The organism is Bathymodiolus platifrons methanotrophic gill symbiont, from assembly GCF_002189065.1.
In the GTDB taxonomy this organism is placed as follows: Bacteria; Pseudomonadota; Gammaproteobacteria; order Methylococcales; family Methylomonadaceae; genus Methyloprofundus.
Genome location: NZ_BDMN01000203.1, coordinates 1 through 9,742 on the forward strand (window position 1 = coordinate 1; position 9,742 = coordinate 9,742).

10 protein-coding genes and 1 pseudogene are annotated in these 9,742 nt (G+C 35.3%); 2 read left to right on the forward strand and 9 right to left on the reverse strand.

Going from position 1 to position 9,742, the window contains the following annotated elements; all coding sequences use genetic code 11:
• The first annotated feature begins 534 nt into the window (after window positions 1-534).
• On the forward strand, window positions 535-660 hold the full coding sequence (locus CDZ78_RS23800; RefSeq protein ID WP_263458968.1) for a hypothetical protein: 126 nt from the start codon (window positions 535-537) through the stop codon (window positions 658-660).
• A gap of 67 nt (window positions 661-727) precedes the next feature.
• Here CDZ78_RS23800 and CDZ78_RS12025 read toward each other — a convergent pair whose 3' ends face one another.
• From CDZ78_RS12025 to CDZ78_RS12060, 7 genes are all read right to left on the reverse strand, one after another.
• Entirely contained in the window at window positions 728-2,245 is a 1,518-nt protein-coding gene (locus tag CDZ78_RS12025) for an ADP-ribosylglycohydrolase family protein (protein ID WP_087870229.1), read from the reverse strand.
• Window positions 2,242-2,925: a DarT ssDNA thymidine ADP-ribosyltransferase family protein gene (locus tag CDZ78_RS12030; protein ID WP_087870230.1), complete on the reverse strand. Its 684-nt coding sequence runs from the start codon at window positions 2,923-2,925 to the stop codon at window positions 2,242-2,244. The genes CDZ78_RS12025 and CDZ78_RS12030 overlap by 4 nt, the downstream gene beginning before the upstream one ends.
• 141 nt (window positions 2,926-3,066) lie before the next feature.
• Entirely contained in the window at window positions 3,067-4,578 is a 1,512-nt protein-coding gene (locus CDZ78_RS12035) for a UvrD-helicase domain-containing protein (protein WP_087870231.1), read from the reverse strand.
• Window positions 4,579-4,698: 120 nt separating this feature from the next.
• A protein-coding gene (locus CDZ78_RS12040; protein ID WP_244559238.1) for an IS6 family transposase occupies window positions 4,699-5,390 on the reverse strand; the annotation gives its coding sequence in 2 pieces (ribosomal slippage) (window positions 4,699-5,336 and window positions 5,336-5,390; 693 coding nt in all).
• 698 nt (window positions 5,391-6,088) lie between these two features.
• The gene (locus tag CDZ78_RS12050; protein ID WP_087870233.1) at window positions 6,089-7,468 is read right to left on the reverse strand and encodes a restriction endonuclease subunit S; all 1,380 of its coding nucleotides are present in this window, start codon (window positions 7,466-7,468) and stop codon (window positions 6,089-6,091) included.
• Window positions 7,469-7,596: 128 nt separating this feature from the next.
• Window positions 7,597-8,214 (reverse strand): DUF4326 domain-containing protein, encoded by a 618-nt coding sequence (locus CDZ78_RS12055; protein ID WP_087870234.1) that lies wholly within the window; start codon window positions 8,212-8,214, stop codon window positions 7,597-7,599.
• Window positions 8,211-8,651, reverse strand: coding sequence for a DUF488 domain-containing protein (locus CDZ78_RS12060; RefSeq protein WP_087870235.1), 441 nt, complete (start codon window positions 8,649-8,651; stop codon window positions 8,211-8,213). Before CDZ78_RS12060 ends, CDZ78_RS12055 begins: the two co-directional genes overlap by 4 nt.
• Before the next feature lie 146 nt (window positions 8,652-8,797).
• Here CDZ78_RS12060 and CDZ78_RS23805 point away from each other — a divergent pair, with 146 nt between their 5' ends.
• Window positions 8,798-8,920 (forward strand): hypothetical protein, encoded by a 123-nt coding sequence (locus tag CDZ78_RS23805; protein ID WP_280175576.1) that lies wholly within the window; start codon window positions 8,798-8,800, stop codon window positions 8,918-8,920.
• Here the strand turns inward: CDZ78_RS23805 and CDZ78_RS12070 are convergent.
• Complete coding sequence (locus CDZ78_RS12070; RefSeq protein ID WP_087870237.1) at window positions 8,915-9,538, reverse strand: dual OB domain-containing protein; 624 nt, start codon at window positions 9,536-9,538, stop codon at window positions 8,915-8,917. The two genes, CDZ78_RS23805 and CDZ78_RS12070, sit on opposite strands and share 6 nt — an antisense overlap.
• A pseudogene (locus CDZ78_RS22005) lies at window positions 9,474-9,742 on the reverse strand (hypothetical protein); the annotation flags it as partial. The pseudogene CDZ78_RS22005 and the gene CDZ78_RS12070, both read right to left, overlap by 65 nt.

The window sequence follows — 9,742 nt, forward strand, 5'->3', positions numbered from 1 at the left end:
TTTGCATGCTCAACTAAAAATTGTACCATTTTTTAAGTAATTATTTTCCTTAACACCAGATCATACCTGGCTTATCCATTCAATTATCCCGATGAGGTAATAGTATATTCTCCTGCATGATGCTTTTTTCATGAGAGGAATGAAAACAGGTTTATAGCCGGGGTTACACAAATACTTATCTTTTGCGACAGAACCTGAATCTGCGTTATGACAACGCATAGGACAACGCATAAATATAAATTTGGCTATTGGTTGAATTAGTGATAATTCGATAGCAACGGAGATTATCTAATGTCACTTCTAAAGACTGCCATTTGCTTTTTATATCAGGGATTAGGACACCCTCATCCAAGCATATAGCTTCCAATATACTTTCTTCCGATACAACACCAAAATTCATTCTTGCATCAAATAAGTAGCAGTCATTAAAAACAATGTTGTTTTGATTTCCATTTGGCCACTTAATCACAAAGTAATAATGTCGTTATTACCGGCATTCGAGCGGTCAATACTAATTGATAGCAACTGAGCATCGTGCCACAGCAAAGAGTTAAATTTAGCATCCATATTAGAATCCTGGATCTTTATCACCTGTTCAAAGAACAATTGTCTGAGGAAAATATTCCTGCTTATAAGCAGTTTATGGCTTTAGCTGGATAGTTATGCCTGAAGGCCAGGAGGTCTGCGCTTTTAATAATTATTGCGACAGAACCCGCGCCTGCCTTAATTATTCACTCCTATCAGGTATTTTTATTATCAGCAGCTCGATTATTTTTTCATAGTCTTTGTTCTTATTTAAAATTTCCAAATTTTTATATTCTTCGATATTAAACTTTAACTGACTATTAATTAACCAGTCATTTAGAGGCGCATCATTAATGGATTCATTATCTACACTTAATAACTTTGAAAATACACAGCTTTGACCTGACTCAAAATCAACCGATAAAATAATATTAAACTTTCCTTTTGTTATTGCATCCTGTCTACTTATACGTGTTATGCAACCATTTCCCAACGGATTAAAATGTATCTTATTTCCTTCTTCGTAATTACCTGAGTTAATATTATTAATTGATATATTATTTTCCTCAATAGGTACGTCATTAAATTCTGCTCTACCTTCAGATATTTCTAAAAGCCTTTCTGAGATTTTATCTATATAGTTTATATCTTGTACAGTTTTCCAACGTTCAGGAATAATTTTTTGTCCGTTCAATGCACCTACCAGACCTCCAGAAAATGCAGCAATACTATCTGTATCAGTTCCAGTTGAATTGACAGCATTTTCAATGCTTTTTAATGGCTCATTTGAATATTTGCAGGCAAAAAATATTCCAGCAATAACTGTAGATATACCTGATCCCTTTGTTTCATATTTGTAGCAACCTAACTTTGATAAAGCTTCATAATCTGAAATACCTTCTTTTATATACTTATAAGTATCTCTCAAATATTGCTGAACTTCTAATACAACATCATCGTATAGCTCTTTAAATACCATGCCAGTGTCATTTTTATTCCATTCTAATTCCCATGACTTTAACTCAGGAATATCAATAAAAGGAATAGATAATTTTGTATGAATATCCTTTCCTAACATTGTAAGAAAAGTTTTGTAGTCAAAGCTTTTTGGTGATAACTGAAGAGTTATATCAATAGCAATTCCATATAACATAGCACCTACAATTGCTCTTGGATGACCATGTGTGATTATGCTGTTTGAAAAAATTTCTTTTTTAATTTTACCTATATCACCAAAATTGGCTAGTGCTATAGGTAAGATTCTCATCGCTGCACCATTTGCGCCACTCTCTCTATAGTCTATCGTTGCTTTCCCAGCCTTAAATGTAAAAAAGTTATTATTCCATGTCGCTGATTTTCGTTCTATTTTTCTTGCAGCATTCTTTATAGTTCGTCCTGCACCCCGTGCATATAAAAGCCAACTTGGTAGCTCTATTTTTGAAAAGTAGACCTGATTGACAGTACCATCTTCTTTTATTGATCTAGCAACAGATAGTAGTAATTGCGTATCATCTGAATATGAGCCAGATTTTATATCATCTTCATAGCTGTAAAACCCTCCTCCTACTGTCTTTTTCCAGTCAAAATATTTAGTTATAAAACTAACTCCATATTTTTTTTCTAAATCTTCTGGGGTCTTTTCAAATTCTGTCACCCACCCTAAAGCATCCCCAATAGCCGCAAGTTTCATGCTTCCTTTATATTTTGTTAGTGCATTCATATGCGTTTATTTGGTAAAAATATTTCTGGGGCAACAATAAAATTGCTTGTATCGAACTCTAACATTGCCGCTTTTGCCTCAGCCAAGTCACCACTTGCTTTAAAGCAAACAGAAACAATACTGGAAGAAGGGATAGTATTTTTCACTAAAATTTCAGCTTGCATATCTGTGGGGTACTTATCTAAAATATTATTTCTTACAATATCCCTCTTACCATTAAAGCTGCTAAAGCTTAATTCTTCTGCAAAGAGCATTTTAAACTTATCAATGTCTCCTGATATTCCATATTGATTTTTTGCGGCAGTAGATGCAGCATTAGTAACTGAGAATAATGTCTCTGCATCATAAATGTGCTTTGGATTTATTTTCAAAACACACCAATTAATACTCATATCATTGGCTGTTCTATTCATAAATTTAGAGAATAAAAAAGTGTTTGGCGATGAAATAGATAAATTAATATATCTCTTATCATCGTATCTAACATTGTCTGTAAATTGCACGTAATCTAAAATATCATACTGCTCAATATCCAATTTCTCCAACATTGACCTGCTCATTATTTCTTTTTGTTCTAAAATACTATATAGGTTTAGCGTTGGAGTAAAATGAATTAAATATGCAATACTCTTTTTATCTATTTCTGATATGAAACTAGGGTAATTAGGTTTTAAATTCATATTATGCGTCAATACCTTCGCCAAAATGAAAATGCACTCATTTTTATGAATTTTACATCCTATAAGCTATTGATTTATATAGGTGTAAGATTGTCATTTTTGGCTTAAATTAAAATTGGCGAAGGTATTGATGCGTAAGTCCTAAAATGGTACATCATCAAATCTAGTATCTATATTGCTCATCGATTCTGAGCTACTTATATCATCTAGCAAGTTACTTCTAATTTCACTTAAATAACGAGAAGGATTTGCACTACCAAGAAGATACAAACTTTTTCTTGCTCTTGTCATACATGTATATAACAACCTTCTTTCTGTTGAAATATGTAATTCATCCTCGTTACTTATAAATCCAGGAGGAAATGGAATAACATCATCATTTAGATCCATAATAAAAACATTATTAAATTCTAATCCTTTTACTGAACTCATAGTACATATCTTTATACTGTTACTTTCATAGTTCACAGAGCTTGTTGATTTAACAAGCTCTGTAGAATAACCAAGCTCTGATAAAGAAGCGTTTAAATCCTTAACACCAGTATTAGTTCTATGTAAGATAACAGTGCCGTCAATATCATTGTTACTACTAAGCATATGAAGCTCTTTATTTAACCAATTCAATTGCTCACTAGAACTATTAAAATAACCAACCTTTGGTTTACTTCCACCTTTCAATGCTGTTTTAACTTCAGTGAATTCAGATTTATCATCTTCATGACTCAGTAAGGATAGGGCAGCGTTGGCAATATGCACTGTATTTCGATAATTTTTCTTAAACTCTATAGTTCTTCCGCCACGAACATTTATGCCAACTTCACTCCATACAAAACCACTTTTATAAATCCTTTGAGCTGCATCAGCTATTATTGATAGACTATTTGTCTCAGAGTCAACTATTTTTGAAATAGTAAGAATTTGAGCTTTATTTAAATCTTGTGCTTCATCAATTATGATATGGGTAAATGGTGGTGAGAAAATTAGAGTATTATTGATTTTATTGAGGCATAAAATAGCGTAATCATCAAAATCTACTTTCCCACTATTTTGTAGTTCCGCACTGTATCTATTGTATACCTCCCAAATAACAATCTTATCCTTCCCTGTAATTCGATCCGAAGTACCTCTTCCAATTCTTTTGGCATCAAGGTACTCTTTTTTATCATTAAATAACTTCCCTTTTATCCATGATATTTCTTCTTGAAAAAATTCAGGGCTTTTACCTAAAACATTTGAAGTATCTGAATCCATTTGATGGATTATGCGACTAATAATCTCAATTTGAGTCCTATTCATAATAGTTTTGTTGGGCTCTATCCCTGCAAACCTATAAGCCCAGCTATGAAAATTAACAACCTGAACATTTAGTCCGTCAGATATTTGGGGCGTTATTTCATCACTTGTATTATTATAGCCCCCATTTATATATGGGCTTACAGCCTTTATATAGGCTGCAAGAGTTTTATTAAAAGTAAAAATAATTACTTTTGCTTCTTTAAATAGAGTGCTTTGCGTTTCAAGTAAGTGCTTTGCTCGATAAAGAGCTACTGTAGTCTTTCCGCTACCAGCACCCCCCTTTATTTGTATTGGATTAGTCGCAGGCAAGAAAAGAGCTTTTTTCTGCTCACCTTTCAGCGTTATTTTTTTAAGCATTTCTATTCCTATAGGAGTTACGCATTGACGGCAGATTAAAATTCTGGGTTTAAATGGTTCATATTAGGGATCTGTCGCAATAATTATCAAAAGCACAGACCTCCTGGTCTTCAGGCATAACTATCCTGCTAAAGCCATAAACTGCTTATAAGCAGGAATATTTTCCTCAGCCAACTGTCCCTTTCGGATCATATGTGCCGTTTCAATTCGTTCAATTGTTGCTTGGGCGGAGTGAAACGCTTTAAAGCCCATCATCGGTTTTGTTATTTTTTTGATAAAGCGATGATCCTGTTCGATGATGTTATTCAAATATTTAACCTGTAATATGTCGATCATAGTGGTAAACCCTGCTAGGATTAACAAGAGGTTAATATTGGCTAATCCTGCATAGTTAGCGCCACTTTTATCCATAACGACCTTATCAGGAAAGCCATTATTGTTAATCGTTTGTTTGAAAAATTCGGTTGCAGCCTCTTCATCACGGTGCTCAGAAAGCATGAAATCAAGCGTATCCCCGTGACTATCAACAGCTCGGTATAAATAGCCCCACTGCCCCTTAACTTTGATATACGTTTCATCCATGCGCCACGATTTAGTGGTTTCTCGTTTCTGAGATTTAGCTTTTACAGCAATGGCAGGAGAATAACGGATAACCCAACGATTGAGCGTAGCATGATCCACTTCAACACCTCTTTCTTCCATAATTTCTTCAAGGTCGCGATACGAAACGCCATACCTGACAAAAAGAAAACAGCATAAAGAATGACATCTTTTGGAAAGTGAGTGCCTTTGAAGCTGAGCGTATGATCCACCTTTTATTGAAATTGAGAATTATGATAGCAGATAACGTCGGGAAGGGGGATTTATGTGACAGAACCCAAACAGACAAGAGGGCTTCAACTGAGGTATTCATAATCCTCTGGATTCGGAAACTTGTTTACACAGGGATGTGCGCCCGGGAGATCGTTGGAATTTTTAAAGATCGTGCCATCACCGGGATAATCTACAATTCGACACTCACTAGATAGGAATATCTACGCTTTTAGAGTGGTTAAATAAACAAGTATATTTTTAACTCCGCTATCAGCGTAGATAATCGCCTCTGATATGGCCTGATTCTTCGCGAATAGAGTAAAAAAAGGCTGTTAAAAAACTAAACCACTGAGAATGTTAATAATACCCGGGTTAAAGAAGGGCTTTAAAGATCAGGATACTGATCCCGGCAGATTTTAGAGGTAATATTTAGTTTCCATTTTGCCACCACTTACCTCCTACAATGAATAAAGGGCTGTCATTAACTGTGCCATCTCTTACCTTAGCTTCAATTTTATTATTATATATCTGATAGGCGGCGGACAGATAAATCTATTCTAGTATTGTAAAATTCTATACAGGGCATCTGTCCCTCATTTTAGAGAATCTTCGGTCTGTATGTGTTATTTTTAACCACAGTCAAACATGACACATTCGCTATCAGCCCCGGACGGGCTGATAGCGTAAGTAATCAGGTTCAGACTAATTGAGCATCTAACCACTGAATAGCTTTGCTTTCATCTTGTTCGATAGCTATTTCAACGGCTCGTTTAGCATTTTCGAGAAGTTGCTTTGATTGTTTGCGTAGTTCGAAAGATTCAGTAATTTTTTGCTGTATTTGTAGTTGCTGAGCTTGTGGTAGAATAGGTAGGAGTATTCTACTAAACGCATTCTGATTAATTGCTGTTAGAATAGTTCCACTGCATCCCTTTTTTAGCTGTAATTGACCAACGAAACTTTTCAGCAAAACAAGGAGTGTTCCAGAATTAAGATGGTTTGAGTTAATGACATGAAAGCCTGTAGAGCAAAGAGCATCATTATACTCTTCTCCTATAATGGCTATACTTGATAGCGAACCTTCAATTGACGATACAACCACATCACCTGTATTGACCTTACGCCTTGCTCTGGTAGGAAGGTTTTGTCCTTCGTCAGTCATACAATCCGTTATTTCACCATTACCAGCTATATTTGCTAGTGCTATATATTGATAAGTCTTTATATCACTAGGGGTAAAGTTGCTGTTTTTCAAAGTAACTAAACTTTCCAGTGTACCCCAACCGCCCTTATAGGCTTTGATCGCATTGATGATCTCATCATATTTTGGCTGGAAATATTCCGCGTCGATGCGCTTTGATTGTTCAGTATCAGAATAGTTTTTAATAAAAAATAATTTGTGTTTCGGTTTCCAGTTAGTTAAGCCGAGTTCAGAAAGGAGAATATCGTGGGCTTGTTTAAGTTCTATTTCCGACTTTGTTTTTAGGCTAATAGCACTAGAGAATATAGGTTTAATACTCTCTTGAAGTGTATCTAAAATAGGTATCACCATATTTTTACTATCTATCAAGTTTAGATGCATCTGAACGTTACCAGTAAACCAACGCAGCATCTGGTCAAAGCCATATTTTGAATTGAGGAAGACGACCAGATATTCACTTTTAAGCCTAGAATTATTATTCAGCTTTAATGCGATAGTATCTTGTGACGTATTACACTCATCCAAATCCACAAAAGAGGCGGCTGGACAAGCGGTTTTACTTAAAATAATATCCCCTCTCTTTAAAGCTGTTTTATAATTTTTTAGATGTTCAGCTTCTGGTATGTGAATAATATCCCCTTGTTCTATAATGAAGTTTTTTAAATTACCAATACGAACGAAAGGGATACCAGAAGCTGAATAACACTCGGACTTTATGTCAAATATTCCTTTGCGAAATGTGGAAACCTCATCTCCTAATCGCGTGTTTTCTAGCCTCAATAGTTTTTTTTGTGCTGAGATATATTTTTCTTGGTAGCATTCAGCATCTATCCTAAAGGCACTGACTATGGTAGATTTTTTAATTATTGAAACCTGCACCCTTAATCCCCTATCCAGAAAGGCAATTCTTCACTTTTTGCCCATTCAATAAAAGCTTCTGCGATACCATCTTGCAATTCTCCATCATGATTATGAAATAAGTTCTTGCGACAGAAGCATTTATACCGCTACTTTCCATCATCTAACGAATTTAGATAGTCAGAAATTACATCCCCATGACAAGCTAAAGGCTTACAATGGCAACCCAATATCTTACCTTTTAGTTTAAGCGCATCTTCTTTGTTTTTCTTAAGATAACCTTTTTCAAAGTCGTACTTGAATTTTCTTATTGCTTCTTCTCTATCATTTTGCTCTTCCCCTGGGGACGCACCAAACCCAACGGCATGTGGATTACCCCAATCTGAACCTCGACCGATATAAACATCGAAATCTTCTCCTTTATCTTTGTTAACCACTCTGGTTATACCCGCATCAATTATTCTTGTTTTCACTCCTTGAAGTTTGACATTCTCTATTAAATGGTTAAATGTCTTTCCATCATTAAATATGATTGCATGACTGATTCTGTCTAAATGTTCTTCACCGATTGATGATGTAATTGCATCATTTACTCTTTGATCAGACGATAAATGTTTTTTAATAAAATTATGGTCATCTGCCAAATAGGCAATATAAAACTGGTTTAAATTTGAAAGAATATTTGATAATTTTCTTTCAAATTTCCCATAGCATAAAAATGTTTTAGGGTAAGCAATTAAGATAGTAGGGGTGTCTTGTGAATTCATATCAAATGCGCGACCTCAATATCTGTATTCCAATGCTTATTCAGGTACTCGACGACAAGCCTTCTATGACAAAAATGAGGCTTATGCTCGCTACATAATAAACAACCATTATCTAACATTGATTTATCAACCGAACGTTCAATATTTCTTTTAGCAATCAAGTTTAGAAACTTATCTTCGTAATCTTCCCATGTGATAATTTTCTTTTTATAATCACTTAGAATATCTTTTGTAGGTGCTAACTCTTCAAGGTGAATATAATCTGCATTGCATAATTCAGAAAGAAAAAACTTCAAATCATCTCGCTTAGCAAAACCAGCAAGCTGGGACACATTATTCACTCTGACATCAATAATTCTAGAAACATTATTTTCTTTAATGATCGTGAAGAATTTATTTGCTCCTTTTTGAGTGAAACCAATAGTAAATGTCTTCATAAATTTTCCTTTGCTGTCAGCCCCAGACGGGATGATAGTCTCCAAAAGGCGCAGGGAAATTTGCCAATCCGAAGTGCGCTAGGGAGGCTAAAATTTTATCCCGAAAGCCGTAGAGCCATTTGTGGTAGCCATGACTGAGCTGCTTTGTGCTCACAGTCTGTGGCGGACGCAGGGCGGCTGGAGCATCTCCTATTCGCTGCGTAGGTGAACGAATTACGGTGATAGGAGTCCCTAAATTTCGTGAGGTAGCATGGCGCGCCTGTTTATAAGATTGTAGCAACAATCTTATAGCATGAATAATTATTGCCACCTGCGGGATCATATTTTTCACCAAGACTGACGCAAAGAATCTGTTGGTTCTTTGGTTCTACTCGCTGCTTTTCAAAATTCGGATCTGTCACGGGCAAATTATATTCTATCCCAGCATAATTGAAAATAGCGCGCCTGTTATCATCATCTTTACAGAGACATAAGTTGCTTGCTTGTATGAGATAAAGTGATTGATGTATGTCAATGGTTTTACTTTCTATCTGGGCGTAAATGACTTTATTATCTGAACCCCAAAGGCTTTCAGGAGTATCCAAGTAATTTGAAATCTCACTTTCATCGACCTTATATTTTTGCTGCCAAATTTGTCCAGAAATGAGATGATTCTCTGGCTGGCTTATTAGTGGTACAGCTCGAAAGAGATTCATTTCAATTTTTTGAAGAGGTTTTACATTGAATTCCCCATGAGGGTTTTTACAAAGACATTGTTTATCTGATAGTGCTGCTCCCTCCATGTTAGAAACTGGTCTAATCCATTGGTTCGAATTCACCACCTTACCAGCAACACAATGTTTTTTGTGTTTTACTGAGTTCGCAAATATGACAATTGTTGTGTTCATGTAACTCCTCTCTATGTGCTAATGCATTAATAAGGGTTTCTCTAACAGCACCATATGGATAAAACCACTCAAGCTCCCTTCTAAAATTCTCATCAATTTTATCCACTTCCTGTGTAATAAAGGGCTTAACCTGCTCAATAAAGTTTTCAATAAGGCCATTATCAATTAATTGTTTTACAGACTCGGTTACATCCCATCGTCCAA

Bases quoted from the DNA above. Each gene is read 5' to 3' on its own strand.
- CDZ78_RS12025 (WP_087870229.1), bottom strand. From the start codon at position 2,245: ATGAATGCACTAACAAAATATAAAGGAAGCATGAAACTTGCGGCTATT.
- CDZ78_RS12030 (WP_087870230.1), bottom strand. From the start codon at position 2,925: ATGAATTTAAAACCTAATTACCCTAGTTTCATATCAGAAATAGATAAA.
- CDZ78_RS12035 (WP_087870231.1), bottom strand. From the start codon at position 4,578: ATGCTTAAAAAAATAACGCTGAAAGGTGAGCAGAAAAAAGCTCTTTTC.
- CDZ78_RS12055 (WP_087870234.1), bottom strand. From the start codon at position 8,214: ATGAATTCACAAGACACCCCTACTATCTTAATTGCTTACCCTAAAACA.
- CDZ78_RS12060 (WP_087870235.1), bottom strand. From the start codon at position 8,651: ATGAAGACATTTACTATTGGTTTCACTCAAAAAGGAGCAAATAAATTC.
- CDZ78_RS12070 (WP_087870237.1), bottom strand. From the start codon at position 9,538: ATGAACACAACAATTGTCATATTTGCGAACTCAGTAAAACACAAAAAA.